The 17,655-nt window shown below is 71.5% G+C and carries 2 protein-coding genes and 1 pseudogene; all 3 read left to right on the forward strand.

The genetic code is table 11. The annotated features are described in order from the left end of the window. Positions 1 to 18 precede the first annotated feature (18 nt). Positions 19 to 16,224: pseudogene (locus ACEXOX_RS07185) on the forward strand (SDR family NAD(P)-dependent oxidoreductase); the annotation flags it as partial. Positions 16,225 to 16,381: 157 nt separating this feature from the next. Continuing rightward, positions 16,382 to 16,522 (forward strand): hypothetical protein, encoded by a 141-nt coding sequence (locus ACEXOX_RS07190; RefSeq protein ID WP_406519598.1) that lies wholly within the window; start codon positions 16,382 to 16,384, stop codon positions 16,520 to 16,522. Continuing rightward, a complete protein-coding gene (locus ACEXOX_RS07195; protein ID WP_406519599.1) occupies positions 16,519 to 17,586 on the forward strand; it encodes a cytochrome P450 in 1,068 nt (355 codons plus the stop codon). Before ACEXOX_RS07190 ends, ACEXOX_RS07195 begins: the two co-directional genes overlap by 4 nt. Positions 17,587 to 17,655: the final 69 nt, after the last annotated feature.

Consider the following 17,655-nt stretch of genomic DNA (forward strand, 5'->3'; position numbering starts at 1 on the left):
CCCGCGCCAGAGACGGGAGCCCTTAGCCCCGCCCCCACGTCGTCCGGAAAGCTCTCCCTCGCGGAGCGCCTTGCGGGTGCCTCGTCCGCGGAGTGCGAGCGCGTCCTGTCGGATCTGGTGCTCACGAACGCGGCGACGGTGCTCGGCCACACGACGCCGGGTGGCCTCGGCCCCAGGGAAACGTTCAAGGAACTCGGGCTCGACTCGCTGGGCGCGGTGGAGTTCCACAAGCGGTTGAGCACCGCCACCGGGCTGCGGCTCTCGCCGACACTCGTCTACGACTACCCGAGCCCGGCCGCGCTCGCCGAACACCTGCGGGCCGAGTTCACGGGCGAAACGGCCCGGCCGGACCGCCCGGTCACCGCGGGTTCCGTGGCCGAGCCCATCGCCATCGTGGGGATGGCCTGCCGTTATCCGGGTGGGGTGACCTCTCCGGAGGAGTTGTGGGATTTGGTCGAGGAGGGCCGGGACGCCATCTCGGCCCTGCCCGGGAACCGTGGCTGGAAGGTGGACGAGCTGTACGACCCGGTGCCCGGCCGCCCCGGGAAGACGTACGCCCGTAACGGTGGTTTCCTGCACGACGCCGACGAGTTCGACCCGGCGTTCTTCGGTATCTCCCCGCGCGAAGCCGCCGCCATGGACCCGCAGCAGCGGCTGCTGCTGGAGACGTCCTGGGAGGCGCTGGAGCGCGCGGGCATCGACCCGTCGTCGCTGCGGGGTTCCGCGGCGGGCGTGTTCGTCGGTGCCATGTCGCAGGACTACGGGCCCCGGCTGCACGAGTCCGCCGAGGGGTACGAGGGGTATCTGCTGACGGGCAGCACGGCGAGCGTCTCCTCGGGCCGGGTGGCCTACACCCTGGGGCTGGAGGGCCCGGCGGTGACGGTGGACACGGCGTGCTCCTCGTCCCTGGTGGCTCTGCATCTGGCGGCCCAGGCGCTGCGCAACGGTGAATGCGGTACGGCCCTTGCGGGCGGTGCCGCGGTGATGGCGTCGCCAGGCATGTTCATCGAGTTCAGCAGGCAGCGGGGGCTCGCCGCCGACGGCCGCTGCAAGGCGTTCTCCGCCGACGCCGACGGCACCGCGTGGGGTGAAGGCGTCGGCATGCTCGTCCTCGAACGCCTCTCGGACGCTCAGCGCAACGGACACCCCGTCCTCGCCGTCATCCGCGGCAGCGCCGTCAACCAGGACGGTGCCAGCAACGGACTGACCGCGCCCAACGGGCCGTCCCAGGAACGCGTCATCCGCCAGGCGCTCGCCAACGCACGCCTCCAGCCGGGTGATGTGGATGCGGTCGAGGCACACGGTACGGGCACCACGCTCGGCGATCCCATCGAGGCTCAGGCTCTCCTCGCCACGTACGGCCAGGAACGGCCCGAGGACCGGCCGCTCCACCTGGGCTCGCTGAAGTCAAACATCGGGCACACCCAGGCCGCCGCAGGCGTCGCCGGCGTCATCAAGATGGTCATGGCGATGCACCATGCCACCCTGCCCAAGACGCTCCACGTCACCGAGCCCAGCCCGCACGTGGACTGGAGCACGGGAGCAGTGTCTCTGCTGACCGATCACGCCCCGTGGCACGCGGGAGAGGACCGGCCCCGCCGCGCCGCCGTCTCCTCCTTCGGCATCAGCGGCACCAACGCCCACCTCATCCTCGAACAGGCCGCCGACGTTCCTGAGCAGGTCATCACCCGGCCGGCCGGCGCCGTGCCATGGGTCCTCTCGGCCAAGGACGAGACGGCCCTGCGCGCCCAGGCCGGGCGGTTGCACACGTACCTGGCCGACGGCCCGCCGCCGCACCCCGCCGATGTCGCGCACGCCCTGGTGGCCGGCCGCGCCCTGCTGGAACACCGTGCCGTCGTCATCGGGGAGGACCATGCGGAACTCCTCGACGGACTGGCCGCACTCGCCCGTGGCGACTCGTCGGCCGGTGTGGTCGAGGGGAGCGTGACGGGCCCGGGCCGTACGGTCCTGGTCTTCCCCGGGCAGGGGTCCCAGTGGGACGGCATGGCGGAGGAGCTGCTGGACTCCCATCCCGTCTTCGCCGACAGCATCGTCGCGTGCGAGCAGGCTCTGGCGCCTTACGTGGACTGGTCGCTCACCGACGTACTGCGCCGCTCGCCCGGGGCTCCGGGGCTGGACCGGGTGGACGTGGTACAGCCCGCCCTCTTCGCGGTGATGGTGTCGCTGGCGGCGGTGTGGCGTTCGGCGGGCGTCGTCCCGGACGCGGTGGTGGGCCATTCGCAAGGCGAGATCGCCGCGGCCCACGTCGCCGGGGCACTGTCGCTCGGTGACGCGGCCAAGGTGGTGGCCCTGCGCAGCCAGGCGATCCGGGCACTGGCCGGGAAGGGCGGCATGGCCTCCGTACCGCTGCCCTTGCAAGAGACCGAGGCGCGCCTGGCAGGCTGGGGCGAGCGGCTGTCGGTCGCGGCGGTCAACGGCCCGTCGGCCACCGTGGTGGCCGGAGAGCAGGCGGCGCTGGCCGAGCTGGTGGCGGCCTGCCAGGCCGACGATGTCCGGGCCAAGACGATAGCCGTGGACTACGCCTCGCACTCGGCGCAGGTGGAGGAGATCCGCGAAACGGTGCTCCAGGCGCTGGCGGGCATCACACCGCGTTCGTCGGAGGTGGCCTTCTACTCCACGCTCACCGGCGAGCCGGTCGACACCGCGACACTGGACGCCGATTACTGGTACCGCAACCTGCGGGGCACGGTGCGCTTCGAGCCGGCGATCCGGGCCCTGGCGGCCGACGGTCACCGGATCTTCGTCGAGAGCAGCCCGCACCCCGTTCTGACCATGGGCGTACAGGAGACGCTGGAGCACGCCGCCGACGCGGCCGGAGACTCCGCTTCCGTCCCGGACCGGGCTCCCGCAGTGATCACGGGGTCCCCGGACCGGGCTCCCGCGGTGATCACGGGGTCCCTGCGCCGCGACAAGGGTGGTTGGCGCGACCTCCTGGCCTCCCTCGCCACCGTGCTCGTCGGCGGCGCCGAGGTCGACTGGAACGCGGTACCCGGCGCTTCCGGCCCGGCCGTACGGGTGGACCTTCCCACGTACGCCTTCCAGCGCCGCCGTTACTGGCTCGACGCTCCGGCACCGTCCGGTGACATGACGGGCGCCGGGCTCGACCCCGCGGACCATCCGCTGCTGGGTGCCCTGGTGTCGCTCGCCGACGACGACGGGCTGCTCCTCACCGGCCGGCTGTCGATGCGCGCTCATCCCTGGCTGGCCGACCACGCCGTGGCCGGTACGGTACTGCTGCCCGGCACCGGGTTCGTGGAGCTGGCCCTGCGCGCGGCCCAGGAGGTGGGCTGCGGCCAGGTGGACGACCTCATGCTCGAAGCGCCGCTGGTACTACCCGAGCAGGGCGACGTCCAGCTCCAGCTGGCCGTGGATCCGGCCGACTCTTCGGGACGGCACGCGCTGCGCGTGTACGCGCGTCCGGCGCCCGACGCGTCGAGCGCTCCCGGCGCGGGCGCGGAGCCGGTGCCGTGGACCCGGCACGCGACCGCCACCCTCGTACCCGGCGAACCGGCTGCCGCCGATGTGCTGGGCTCCTGGCCGCCGCCCGGGGCCGTACCGGTCGACATCACCTCGCGCTACGAACACCTCGCCGTGCGCGGCTACGAGTACGGACCGGCCTTCCAGGGACTCACCGCCCTGTGGCGGCGGGGCGAGGACGTGTACGCGGAAGTGCGGCTCGCGGAGGATCTCCGGGCCGGCTCCGGTGCGTTCGGGATGCACCCGGCTCTGCTGGACGCGGCGCTGCACTCCGTGATCGACCGCGACACCGGTGCCGACGAGGGGCCCCTGCTGCCCTTCGTCTGGGACGGCGTTCGCCTGCCGGCCGCGGGAGCGACGGAACTGCGCGTCGCGTTCACTCCCGCGGGCCGGGACTCGGTCTCCATGACGGCCTACGACCCGGCCGGCGAACCGGTGGCCGCCGTCAGGCGGCTGACCCTCCGGCCGGTCGCCACCGAGCAGTTGGTGGCGGCGGGGCGCGAGGCCGGGGCGGGGCGGTCGCTGTACCGGTTGGAGTGGACGGCGATCCCGGCTCCGGCGGTCACCGGTCCCGCTCCCTTCCGGGAAGTGGGCGTGGCCGACGCAGCCGACTCAGCCCACGCAGCCGACGAAGGCGGTGAAGGCGGTGAAGGCGGTGACACGGTGCTCCGCTTTGCCGGCGGCGAGCTGCACTCCGTCCTCGGCGACACGTTGCGTACGGTCCAGGACTGGTTGGCGGATTCACGCTTCGCCGATGCCCGTCTGCTCGTCACCACCCGTGGCGCCCTTGCCGCGCTGCCCGGGGAGGACGTCACGGACCTCTCATCGGCAGCCGTCTGGGGGCTGCTGCGATCGGCTCAGTCGGAGCAGCCCGGCCGTATCGTCCTGTTGGACATCGACCGGACCGACGGCAACGCTGACAGCACAGACAGCGCTGACAGCGCTGCTGGCCTCGTCGATGACGGTGTCCTGGCGGCGGCGCTGGCCACGGGAGAGCCGCAACTCGCCCTGCGCGGTGGCGACTTCCTCGTACCACGTCTGGCGCGGGCGGAACCCGCCGCCGCAGAGGCCCCGGTACTGGACCCCGACGGCACCGTACTGATCACCGGCGGCACCGGAGGTCTGGGCTCCCTCCTCGCCCGCCACCTGGTGACCGAGCACGGCGTCCGCCACCTCCTGCTCGTCAGCCGGCGCGGGCCCGCCGCCGACAACGCCACCCGCCTCCACGCCGAACTCACCGCCCTCGGCACCCATCCCACCATCGCCGCCTGCGACGTCGCCGACCGCGACGCCCTCGCCGCCCTCCTCGGCACCGTCCCCGCCGAGCACCCCCTGACCGCCGTCGTCCACACTGCGGGAGCGCTGGACGACGGCACCTTCCACAGCCTGACTCCGGAGCGGCTGACCCACGTCCTCCGGGCCAAGGCCGATGCGGCGCGGCACCTGCACGAGCTGACGCGGGACAGCGGTCTGACCGCCTTCCTGCTGTTCTCGTCCGTCGTCGCCACGATCGGTTACGCGGGCCAGGCCAACTACGCCGCCGCCAACGCCTGCCTCGACGGCCTCGCCGCCCACCGCCGGGCCCAGGGGCTGCCTGCCACCTCGCTCGCCTGGGGCCTGTGGGAGGAGCCCAGCGGTATGACCGGGCACCTGGCGGAGGCGGATGTCACGCGGATGGCCCGCGCGGGCGTCGCGCCCCTGCCCTCGGAGGAGGGCCTGGCCCTGTTCGACGCGGCACTCGCCCGCCGGGAAGCCCTGCTCGTCCCGGCTCGGCTGGACCTGGCCGGACTTCGGCACCAGGCCGGGACGGACGGAATCCCGGCCGTGTTCCGTGGCCTGGTACGTGGTCCGCTGCGCCGCGCCGCACAGGCAGGTGACACCGGTACGGCAGCCGGCGGCTGGGCCCAGCGGCTGGCCTCGCTCCCGGCGGACGAGCGTGAGCGGGCCCTGCTCGACTTCACACGCCGCGAAGTGGCCACCGCGCTCGGCCTCGGTGAGCCCGACGAGGTCACCGCCGACCAGTCATTCAAGTCGTTGGGCTTCGACTCGTTGATGGCGGTGGAGCTGCGTAACCGTCTCAACACCGTCACCGGCCTCAAGCTGCCCGCCACTCTCGTCTTCGACCACCCCACCACCCACGCTCTCGCCGCCCACCTCCACGAACGGCTCACCGGAGCCTCGGGGCCCGGCGCCACGTTCACCACCGCGCAGGCCGGCACCGCCGTCGACGCGGACGATCCCGTCGTCATCGTCGGTATGGCCTGCCGCTACCCCGGAGGCGTCTCCTCCCCCGAGGAGCTGTGGCGCCTGGTCGCCGACGGCACCGACGCCATCGGCGACTTCCCCGACAACCGTGGCTGGGATCTGGCCGGCCTTTACGACCCGGACCCCGACCAGGCAGGCAAGAGCTACACGCGGCACGGCGGATTCCTCCACGACGCGGCGGCGTTCGACGCCGAATTCTTCGGCCTCAGCCCCCGCGAAGCCCTCGCCACCGACCCCCAGCAGCGCCTTCTGCTGGAGGCTGCCTGGGAGACTTTCGAACACGCCGGCATCGTCCCCCAGTCACTGCGCGGAAGCCGCACCGGCGTCTTCACCGGCATCATGTACAACGACTACGGCGGGCGGCTGAGCAGCGTCCCCCAGGAACTTGAGGGGTACCTGCGCAACGGCAGTTACGGGAGCGTGGCCTCCGGCCGCATCTCCTACACCCTGGGGCTGGAGGGCCCCGCGGTCAGTATCGACACCGCGTGCTCCTCGTCCCTGGTGGCCCTGCATCTGGCGGCCCAGGCACTGCGCAACGGCGAGTGCACCATGGCTCTGGCGGGCGGTGTGGCGGTGATGGCCACGCCCAACACCCTGATCGAATTCAGCCGCCAGCGCGGTTTGTCCGCCGACGGCCGCTGCAAAGCCTTCTCCGCCGACGCCGACGGCACCGGCTTCTCCGAGGGAGTGGGCCTGGTCCTGCTGGAACGGTTGTCGGACGCGCGGCGCAACGGTCACCAGGTGCTGGCGACGGTTCGCGGCAGCGCCGTCAACCAGGACGGTGCCAGCAACGGGCTCACCGCGCCCAACGGACCGTCCCAGGAACGCGTCATCCGTCAGGCCCTGGCCAGTGCCCGCCTTCAGCCGGGTGATGTGGACGCGGTCGAGGCGCACGGTACGGGGACCACGCTCGGCGACCCGATCGAGGCCCAGGCTCTCCTCGCCACGTACGGCCAGGAGCGGGCCGAGGAGCAGCCGCTTCGGCTGGGCTCGCTGAAGTCCAACATCGGACACACCCAGGCCGCCGCAGGCGTCGCCGGCGTCATCAAGATGGTCATGGCCATGCGTCATGGCGTGCTGCCCAAGACCCTGCATGTCGCTGCGCCCAGTCCGCACGTGGACTGGAGCACGGGAGCAGTGTCTGTGCTGACGGACAACGTCCCGTGGCCCGTGGCGGAGGACCGGCCCCGCCGCGCCGCCGTCTCCTCCTTCGGCATCAGCGGCACCAACGCCCACCTCATCCTGGAAGCCGCGCCGCACGAAATCGTGGAATCCGAAGGGCCCGCGGACGAGTCGGCGGGCGGCGGTGTGGTGCCGTGGTTCCTGTCGGCAGACAGTCACCAGGCACTGGAGGAGCAGGCCGCGCGGCTGCGTGACCTGGTCACGGCCCAGCCGGACCTCCGGCCGGCACAGGTCGGGCTGGCGCTGGCGACGACGCGTACGCACTTCGCCCACCGGGCGGCGGTCGTCGCCGAGCAGCGGGAGGACTTCCTCGCCGGCCTTGACGCACTGGCCCAGGGCCAGGCCGCCGGGCATGTGGTCCAGGGCCACGCCACTGGCCGGGCCGCCAAGCTTGCCTTTCTGTTCTCGGGGCAGGGGAGCCAGCGGGCAGACATGGGGACGCAGCTCTACACCGCGTACCCGGCCTACGCCACCGCGTTCGATGAGGTTGGCGCTGCCTTGCAGGCAGAGGGGCTGGGCTGCTCACTGCACGAGGTACTGGGTGATGCTGAGGCGCTGAAGCGTACGGAGTACGCGCAGCCTGCCCTCTTCGCGCTCCAGACCGCGCTGTTCCGGCTCTGGGAACACCTGGGCGTACGGCCGGATTACGTCACCGGGCACTCCATCGGAGAAATCGCCGCAGCCCACGCCGCCGGCATCCTCAGCCTGTCGCACGCTGCGCGCCTGGCCGTCCACCGCGGACGGCTGATGCAGCAGCTGCCCAGCGGCGGCGGAATGCTCGCCGTACAAACCGACCAGCAGACCGTCCAGCCGCTGCTGGAAGCCGCCGAGGGAGTCGTCGCGCTCGCCGCCGTCAACAGCTCACACTCCGTGGTTCTGTCGGGCGATGAAGACGCCCTGACCGCGCTTCAACGCGAGTGCCAAGAGCGTGGCATCCGTACCCGGCAGCTCACCGTCAGCCACGCCTTCCACTCCCCCACATGCAACCCATGCTCGACGACCTGCGCACCGTCACCCAGAACCTGGACTTCCACCCCGCAACCCTCCCCTCATCTCCACCCTCACCGGCAAACCCGCCACCCACCACGACCTCGCCCACCCCGACTACTGGACCGACCACGCCCGCAACACCGTCCGCTTCCACGACGCCCTCACCACCCTCCACGAACACGGCACCACCGCCTACCTGGAGATCGGCCCGGACACCAGCCTCACCACCCACACCCAGCACACCCACCCCGACGCAGTCTCCATTCCCTCCCTCCGCAAGAACCAACCCGAACCCCACACCCTCACCACCACCCTCGCCCACCTCCACACCACCAACACCGCCACCCCCGACTGGCAGCACCTCTACCCGAACACCACCCCCCACCCCGACCTCCCCACCTACCCCTTCCAACGCCAACACCACTGGCTCGCTGTCCCCACCACCCCCGGCAACCTCACCGCAGCCGGACTCACCGACGCCGAACACCCCCTCCTCGGCGCGGCGGTGGAACTGGCTGGTGGAGAAGGGCATCTTTTCACCGGGCGGCTGTCGACCACGGCGCATCCCTGGCTCGCCGACCACGCGGTACTCGGAATGCCCCTCCTCCCCGGTACGGCCGTACTGGAACTCATGCTGCTGGCCGGAGCGCGGCTGGACACGCCAGTGGTGCAGGACCTGACCCTGGAATCTCCGATGGCTCTCCCCGAGGGCGTCACCGTCGACGTCCAGTTGGTCGCGGGTAGCGAGGACGCATCGGGAACACGGGCGATCCAGCTGTACTCGCGGCAGGGGAAGGCACCGAATGGCTGTTGAACGCCGCTGGTGTCCTTGCGCCCGCTGCCTCGGCCACCGCGCCCGAGTCGGTCGGGGCGTCCTGGCCGCCCGCGGGGGCCGTTCCCGTCGGCCTCGACTCGGCGTACCAGCGGCTGGCCAGTCATGGTTACGACTACGGCCCCACCTTCCAGGGCCTGTCCGCCGCGTGGCGACTGGGTGACACGACGTTCGCGGAGCTGCGGCTTCCCACAGAGGACGGAGCGAGCGGTTTTGCCCTGCACCCCGCCCTGTTGGACTCGGCGCTGCACCCGATCGCCCTGGCCGGTCTCGATCTGGCGGACGACACGCTCCTGCGGCTGCCGCTGGCCTGGTCCGGCGTCACCTTGCACCGCACCGGGGCCACCGCGCTGCGGGCCCGGCTGACTCCGGCCGGGAACGACAGCATGGCCGTGGAGATCACCGACGACTCCGGCAGGCCGGTGCTGTCTGCGGCCTCCCTGTCGGTACGCGCCACGGATCCCCGGCGTCTGACCGCCGGCCTCGGTCTGCGTGACTCCCTGTTCCGGCTGGACTGGCAGACGATTCCCATGCCGTCGGCCGGCACGGCGAACGACGCCACCGTGTATGTCGCGGAGTGCGCGTCCGGCACCGGGCACCCCGGTGAGCTGTCCTCGGTCCTCGGCCGGACGCTCGCCACCGTCCAGGAGCACCTGGAACGGGAGGTCCCTCAGCCACTGGTCGTGGTGACGCGGGATGCGGTGACGTGTGAGGCCGTCGATCCGGTCGCCGCGTCGGTGTGGGGTCTGGTGCGGTCCGCGCAGTCCGAGCACCCGGACCGGTTCGTCCTGCTCGACCTCGACGCGGACACCGACACCCCGTCAGCCGAACTGATCTCGGCGGCACTGGACACCGGTGAACCCCAACTTGCCCTCCGCAAGGGCGGATTCCTCGTACCACGCCTGGCACGAACCGAACCCACCACCACCCACACCCCGGCGCTCAACCCCAACGGCACCGTACTGATCACCGGCGGCACCGGAGCACTCGGAACACTGCTCGCCCGCCACCTGGTAACCGCCCACGGCACCCGCCACCTCCTCCTGGCCAGCCGCCGCGGACCCACCGCAGACGGAGCCGCACAACTCACCCACGAACTCACCACACTCGGCGCCCACACCACCATCACCACCTGCGACGTCACCAACCCCGACGCCCTCACCAACCTCCTCTCCAACATCCCCACCGAACACCCCCTCACCGCCGTGATCCACACCGCCGGCACGACCGACGACGGGGCGCTGGGTTCCCTGACGCCCGAGCGGCTCGACACCGTGCTGCGCGCCAAGGCCGACGCCGCCTGGCACCTGCACCAGCTCACCCAGAACGAGGACCTGGCCGCCTTCGTCCTCTACTCCTCCGTGGCAGGCACCCTGGGCACCTCGGGTCAGGCCAACTACGCCGCCGCCAACGCCTACCTCGACGGTCTCGCCGCTCGTCGCAGGGCCCAGGGGCTGCCCGCCACTTCGCTCGCCTGGGGCATGTGGGACACGGCCGATGGTATGGCCGGCGAACTGGGCACCGGAGACCTGGCGCGTCTGGAGCGGCTGGGCATCGCCCCGTTCGACGCGGCGGAGGGCCTCGCCCTCTTCGACGCCGCGCTCGGCTCGGACCTTCCGGTACTCGTACCCGCCCGTCTGGACACGGCCGGACTCCGGAAGCGTACGGACGGCGTCCCGAGCCTGTTCCGGGGACTGGTACGCGCCCCTGCCCGGACAGTCCGGTCCGACGAGCCCTCATTGCTCCAACGCCTGGCCGCCCTGCCGACGGACCGGCAGCGGAGCGTCGTGACGGAACTTGTCCGCGATGCCGTGGCCGGAGTTCTCGGCCATGACACGTCTCGCTCCGTCGAGACCGACCGGGAATTCAAGTCGCTGGGTTTTGACTCGTTGATGGCGGTGGAGCTGCGTAACCGTCTCAACACCGTCACCGGCCTCAAGCTGCCCGCAACCCTCGTCTTCGACCACCCCACCACCCACGCTCTCGCCGCCCACCTCCACGACCAGCTCACCGGAACGACAGCCGCCCCCGTCGTCACACCTGCCACCACCGCATTCGGTGACGATGCCGATGACCCCATCGTCATCGTCGGCATGGCCTGCCACTACCCCGGCGACGTCGCCTCCCCGAAGACCTCTGGCACCTGGTCGCCAACGGCACCGATGCCACCACCGACTTCCCCGACAACCGCGACTGGAATGTCGACGCCCTCTACGATCCCGACCCCGCCCAGGCAGGCAAGAGCTACACCCGCCGTGGTGGCTTCCTCCACGACGCCGCGTCGTTCGACGCCGAATTCTTCGGCCTCAGCCCCCGCGAAGCCCTCGCCACCGACCCCCAACAGCGCCTCCTGCTCCAGACCGCCTGGGAAACCCTCGAACGCGCCGGCATAGACCCCACCACCCTGCACAGCTCTCCCACCGGCGTCTTCACCGGCGTCATGTACAGCGACTACGCGTCGAGGCTCCGTCACCTGCCGGCCGAGCTGGAGGGCTACCTCACCAGCGGCAGCGCGGGGAGCGTGGCCTCGGGCCGGGTGGCCTACACCCTGGGCCTGGAGGGCCCGGCGGTGACGGTGGACACGGCCTGTTCCTCGTCCCTGGTGGCCATGCACCTGGCGGCCCAGGCACTGCGCAACGGCGAGTGCACCCTCGCCCTCGCCGGTGGTGTGACCGTGATGGCCACACCAACCACCTTCATCGAATTCAGCCGCCAGCGGGGGCTGGCTCCCGACGGCCGCTGCAAGCCCTTCTCCGCCGACGCCGACGGCACCGCATGGGGCGAAGGCGTCGGCATGCTCGCTCTCGAACGCCTCTCGGACGCGCGGCGCAACGGCCACCGCGTGCTGGCCACGATCCGTGGCAGCGCCGTCAACCAGGACGGTGCCAGCAACGGACTGACCGCGCCCAACGGACCGTCCCAGGAACGTGTCATCCGTCAGGCGCTCGCCAGTGCCCGTCTCCAGCCGGGCGATGTGGACGCCGTCGAGGCGCACGGTACGGGGACCACGCTCGGCGATCCCATAGAAGCTCAGGCTCTCCTCGCCACGTACGGACAGGGGCGGACCAACGACCAGGCGCTCCGGCTGGGCTCGCTGAAGTCCAACATCGGACACACCCAGGCCGCGGCGGGCGTCGCCGGCGTCATCAAGATGGTCATGGCCATGCACCACGGCGTGCTGCCCAAGACCCTGCACGCCGGCGAACCCAGCCCGCACGTGGACTGGACCACCGGAGCAGTCTCTCTGCTGACGGACAACACCCCGTGGCCCGCCGCCGAGGACCGGCCCCGCCGCGCCGCCGTCTCCTCCTTCGGTATCGGTGGCACCAACGCCCACCTCATCCTGGAACAGACACCGGAAGCGCCTGCCGTGGCGCAGGCCGAGGAAACCACTGGTGTGGTGCCTTGGGTTCTGTCGGGGAAGAGCGAGGGCGCGTTGCGGGACCAGGCCGCGCGGCTGCTCGACCTGGTCACGGCCCAGCCGGACCTCCGCCCGGCACAGGTAGGACTGGCGCTGGCGACGACCCGTACGCACTTCGCCCACCGGGCGGCGGTCGTCGCCGAGCAGCGGCAGGACTTCCTCAGCGGGCTGGCGGCCATCGCCCGGGGCGAGGACGCGGCCCATGTGGTCCACGGGCACGCCGACAGTGCGGGAGACGAAACCCGTATCGCCTTTCTGTTCTCGGGGCAGGGGAGCCAGCGGGCAGACATGGGGACGCAGCTCTACACCGCGTACCCGGCCTACGCCGACGCGTTCGATGAGGTTGATGCCGCCTTGCAGGCAGAGGGGCTGGGCTGCTCACTGCACGAGGTACTGGGTGATGCTGAGGCGCTGAAGCGTACGGAGTACGCGCAGCCTGCCCTCTTCGCGCTCCAGACCGCGCTGTTCCGGCTCTGGGAGCACTTCGGGGTCCGGCCGGATTACGTCACCGGGCACTCCATCGGAGAAATCGCCGCGGCCCACGCCGCCGGCATCCTCAGCCTGTCGCACGCTGCGCGCCTGGCCGTCCAGCGCGGACGGCTGATGCAAGCGCTGCCCAGCGGCGGTGCGATGCTGGCCGCACAAGCCGACCAGCAGACCGTCCAGCCGCTGCTGGAGGCCGCCGAGGAGTCGTCGCGCTCGCCGCCGTCAACAGCTCGCACTCGGTGGTTCTGTCGGGCGACCAGAACGCCTTGACCGTGCTTCAGGGCGAGTGCGAAGAGCGCGGCATCCGTACCCGGCAGCTCACCGTCAGCCACGCCTTCCACTCCCCCACATGCAACCCATGCTCGACGACCTGCGCACCGTCACCCAGAGCCTGGACTTCCACCCCGCAACACTCCCCCTCATCTCCACCCTCACCGGCAAACCCGCCACCCACCACGACCTCGCCCACCCCGACTACTGGACCGACCACGCCCGCAACACCGTCCGCTTCCACGACGCCCTCACCGCCCTCCACGAGCACGGCGCCACCGCCTACCTGGAGATCGGCCCGGACACCAGCCTCACCACCCACACCCAGCACACCCACCCCGACGCAGTCTCCATTCCCTCCCTGCGCAAGAACCAGCCTGAGTCTCAGACCCTCACCACCACCCTCGCCCACCTCCACACCACCAACACCGCCACCCCTGACTGGCAGCACCTCTACCCGAACACCACCCCCCACCCCGACCTCCCCACCTACCCCTTCCAAAACCAACACCACTGGCTCACCGCCACCGAAACGTCCGGCGAAGCCACCGACTTCGGGCTCGACTCCACCGATCACCCGCTTCTCGGTGCCGACCTGGAACTCGTGGACACCCGCGAACATCTCTTCACCGGCAAGCTGTCCCTGCGCAGTCACCCCTGGCTGGCCGAGCACACCGTGCATGGCGCGGCCGTGCTTCCCGGGAGCGCCTACGTGGATCTGGCCTTGTGTGTCGGAGCCCGTACCGGTCATGCCGTACTGGACGAACTCACCCTTGAGGCGCCGCTGGTCGTGCCCGACCGCTCCCCGGTTCACGTGCAGTTGCTGCTGAGCGAGGCCGACGACGCGGGCCACCGACGGCTGACCGTCCATTCCCGGCCTGGTGGCCAGGACGCGGCCGGCGCGGCCTGGGTCCGGCATGCGGTCGGCAGCCTGCGGCGGTCGGAGCCCGGGGAGCGGGAGGTTCCCGTTGCGGGTGGTTCCTGGCCGCCGGCCGGGGCGGAGCAGGTACCGGTGGAAGAGCTGTACGAGCGGCTGGGAGCGCGCGGGCAGAACTACGGTCCCGGGTTCCGTGGTGTGACGGCCGTCTGGCGTGCCGACGACGAACTGTTCGCCGAGGTGAGGCTCCCGGAGGCGGTGCGCGGCGAGGAGGCACGGTTCGCGGTCCATCCGGCGCTCCTGGACGCGGCTCTGCATCCGCTGGGGCTGCGCCCCGCAACCAATGCCGGTACCGGCGACGGTGCCGGTGACGACAGCGACAGCCTTCGGCTGCCGTTCGCGTGGAGCGGTGTGCGGCTGCACGCCACCGGCGCCACGGCGGTCCGGCTGAGGGTCGCGCCGTCGTCGGCGGACTCCGTGGCCCTGACGCTGACGGACGCCAAGGGCGCGCCGGTCGTCTCGGTGGAGTCCCTGGTTCTGCGCCCGTTCGACCCGGCGCAGTTGCGCTCGTCCGCCGTGGGCCACCGCGACGCGTTGTTCGCGGTGGACTGGGTGCCGGCTGTACCGGGGGCCGCCGCGGCCGCGCCGGAGCATGTCGTGGAGTTCTTCGATTTCGGTACGGAGGCCACGGGCTTTGTGGCCGCGCACCGTAGTGCTCAGGACGCCCTGGGAGCCGTACAGCGATGGCTGGCGGAAGACCGGGGGGACACGGCGCGCCTGGTGTGTGTCACCCGCGAGGCGGTGGCGGCTCGGGGCAAGGACGGTGTGGCCGGCCTGGACGCCTCTCCCGTGTGGGGTCTGGTGCGGTCCGCGCAGTCCGAGCACCCGGACCGGTTCGTCCTGCTCGACCTCGACGCGGACACCGAAACCCCGTCAGCCGAACTGATCTCGGCGGCACTGACCACCGGTGAACCCCAACTCGCCCTCCGCAACGGCGAACTCCTCGTACCACGCCTGGCACGAACCGAACCCACCATCGCAGAAGCCCCGGTACTGGACCCCAACGGCACCGTACTGATCACCGGCGGCACTGGAGCACTCGGAACACTGCTCGCCCGCCACCTGGTCACCACCCACGGCACCCGCCACCTCCTCCTGGCCAGCCGCCGCGGACCCACCGCAGACGGAGCAGCTCAACTCACCGACGAACTCACCACACTCGGCGCCCACACCACCATCACCGCCTGCGACGTCACCAACCCCGACGCCCTCACCAACCTCCTCTCCAACATCCCCACCGAACACCCCCTCACCGCCGTGATCCACACCGCCGGCACGACCGACGACGGCACGGTGGCCTCCCTCAGCCCGGAGAGCCTGGACGGCGTGCTGCGCGCCAAGGTGGACGCCGCCTGGCACCTGCACCGGCTCACCCAGGACGAGGACCTGGCCGCCTTCGTGCTGTACTCCTCCTTCGCCGGTGTCCTGGGCAACGCGGGCCAGGCGAACTACGCCGCCGCCAACACCTACCTGGACGCCCTGGCCGCCCACCGCCGGGCGCTCGGCCTGCCGGGAACCTCGCTGGCCTGGGGCCTGTGGGAGGAGGAGAGTGACCTCACGCGGGTCCTGGCCCCGGCCGAGCGGGCCCGGCTCGGGCGTGAGGGTGTCATGCCGATCGGATCGTCCGAAGGGCTGGAGCTGTTCGATGCGGCGCTCGCCCTCGACATGGCGGTGCCGGTGCCCGTACGCCTGGATCCGGCGGCGTTGCGGCGCCGTGCCACGGCGGGGAACCTTCCCCCGCTCTACCGGGGGCTGGTGCCGGCCGCGGGACCCGCGGCGGCCTCCGCCTCCGCCGCGCCCGCCGCGTCCGTGGACGCCGGGGCCGAGCTACGGCAGCGGCTGTCGGGCGTGGACGAGGGCGAGCGTCACCGTCTCCTGGTCGAGTTGGTGCGCGGTCAGGTGGCGGGCGTCCTCGGCCACACGTCGCCTGCCGCCGTGGCCACCGAGCGTGGTCTGATGGACATGGGCTTCGACTCGCTCTCCGCCGTCGAGCTGCGCAACCGTCTCGGTACGGCCACCGGGTTGCGGCTGTCCACGACCTTGGTCTTCGACTATCCGACTCCGGTCGCGATCGCCGGGCACCTGGTGGAGCGGCTGTCCGCGGAGATGCCCCGGGCCGAGCTGTCGTCGCTGGAGGCCTTGGAAGCGGCGGTCGAGGAGATCGGGGCGGACGAGGAGCGTCGGTCGCGGCTGACGGTCCGGCTGGAGGCGCTGCTCAACAAGCTCGCCGGGGGCTCCGCGGGACTCACCGGGTCCGAGGGCTTCCCCGACGGATTGGAAGCCGCCGCGGACGAAGACCTCTTCGAGTTCATCGACAGTGACCTCGATCTCGACCTCGACTGAGCCACCGGTGGGGCCGTCCGGCCGGCCCGGGCGGCCCCACCGGAATCCACGAGCGGAAAAGAACCCGTAAGTCTGCGGTTAGCCTTCCTTGTCACCCTGGGCGGAGCAATGCACCCGCCGTGCGCGGGCGCGCTCCCCCAGGGTGAAGGAAGGCTCGATGACGTCCGTGCGGACCCCCGTCCCGTTCACGTTCACGGAGATCAAGGGACTCGATATCGACCACAGCTACCGGGACCTGCTGGAACACGGGCGCCCGGTGTGGGTGACTCCCCCTTCGGGGAGGACGCGTGGCTGGTGAGCCGGTACGAGGACATCAAGACAGTGCTCGGCGACAAGCGGTTCAGCCGGTCGGCCGCGCAGGACCGGGACGAGGCCCGGGTGGCGCCGCTGCCCATCAGGGGCAGCATCATGGGCCTGGACGCCCCGGAGCACGGCCGGCTGCGGCGCCTGATCTCGCAGCCCTTCTCCAACCGGAACGTCGCGCGGCTGCGCCCTCGGATGGAGCGGGTCGCCGAAGAGGTGCTGGACGCGATGGCCGGCGAGGGGGCGCCCGCGGACCTGATGGCGTCGTACACGGTGCCGTTCGCGGCGCGGAACATCTGTGAGCTGCTGGGAGTTCCCTACGAGGACCAGGGCCGCTTCCAGGGGTGGATGCAGTCCTTCTTCGGCCGGACGGACCTGCCGGACGACGAGATCGCGGCGGAGCTGGGGCTGCTGCGCGACTATGTGCGGGAGCTGCTGGCCCGGCGCCGCGCCGAGCCGGGCGAGGACCTGATCAGCGCCATGCTGGAGGCCGCGGAGGACGGCTCCTACTCCGAGGACGAGCTGCTGGATCTGGTGTACGTGCTGCTCGTGGGCGGCTACGACACCCCGGCGTCCCAGCTGGCCTCCTGCTTCTACGTGCTGCTGGCCCAGCCCGAGCAGGGGCGGCTGCTGCGGGACAACCCGCAGATCCTGCCGCAGGCCGTGGAGGAGCTGCTGCGCTTCGTCCCGCTCGTCTCGCACGTGACCTTCGCCCGGTACGCGACGGAGGACGTGGAGATCGGGGGCCAGGTCATCCGGGCCGGCGAGGGCGTACTGTGCGCGACGCCCGCCGGGAACAAGGACCCGCGGGCCTTCGACGACCCCGATGTACTCGACCTGCGGCGGGCGGCGAACGCGCAGCTGTCCTTCGGACACGGCCTGCACCACTGCACCGGTGCCGCGCTGGCACGGGCGGAGATGGAGGTGGCGATCGGATCGCTGCTCGGCCGCTTCCCCGACCTGCGGCTGGCGGTGGCGCCGGAGGAGGTGCGGTGGCTGAAGGGCATGCAGATCCGCACGCTCGCCTCGCTGCCGGTCGCGTGGGGGCCCGGTCACTGAGGTGAGATGCGGTACGCAGGACGGAGCGAGCCCCGAAGCCGATGCTTCGGGGCTCGCTCCGTCCTGCGT

Origin of the sequence: Streptomyces sp. Ac-502, from assembly GCF_045222935.1 — a bacterium.
Classification (GTDB): domain Bacteria; phylum Actinomycetota; class Actinomycetes; order Streptomycetales; family Streptomycetaceae; genus Streptomyces; species Streptomyces monomycini.

Excerpts from the sequence above, each read along its gene's own strand:
- ACEXOX_RS07190 (WP_406519598.1), top strand. The coding sequence starts at position 16,382 with ATGACGTCCGTGCGGACCCCCGTCCCGTTCACGTTCACGGAGATCAAG.